This is a genomic window from Frankia sp. AiPs1, from assembly GCF_023716945.1.
GTDB lineage: Bacteria > Actinomycetota > Actinomycetes > Frankiales > Frankiaceae > Frankia.
In genome coordinates this window covers 1-548 of sequence record NZ_JAMQQF010001180.1, presented here as the reverse complement: position 1 = coordinate 548, position 548 = coordinate 1, and the positions used below count along the sequence as shown (strand labels likewise).

General features: G+C 75.5%; 1 protein-coding gene. It reads right to left on the bottom strand.

Annotated features, from left to right (window positions below):
• Nucleotides 1–548: CobD/CbiB family cobalamin biosynthesis protein (locus ND748_RS33535; protein ID WP_251750219.1), on the bottom strand; the 548-nt coding region annotated here is incomplete at both ends.

Here is a 548-nt window from a genome sequence, read left to right as displayed (position 1 = left end):
GCCAGGCACAGCGCGCCGACCGCGCCGGACAGCCGAGCGGCGGCGGCGACGTCGGCGCCCCGCGGTGGTCGGCCGAATCCCAGCTCGGGCCGGTGCTCGACCCGGTACGGGTAGCGCAGTTCCCCGCCCAGGCGCAGGCCCAGCGCCCCGGCGAACGCGGCCTCGGCCATCCCGGCGTTCGGACTCGGATGGGACCGGCCGTCGCGGCGCATCACCCAGAACGCGTCGGCGACGCTGCCCCCGGCGACCGGCGCGCACACGCAGGTCGCGAGCGCGCACAGCCGGGCCGGCAGCAGGTTCACCAGATCGTCGAGGCGGGCCGCCGCCCAGCCGAACCGTTCATAGCGGTCACTGTGATGGCCGATCATCGCGTCAAGAGTGTTCACCACCCGGTAGCCGGCCAACCCCGGCAGGCCGGCGAACGCACCCCACCACAGCGGCGCGACCACGGCGTCGCAGGTGTTCTCGGCGATCGACTCGATGGCGCCGCGGGCAATCCCGGCCTCGTCGAGCCGCGACGGGTCCCGCCCGCACAGCGTCGGCAACCG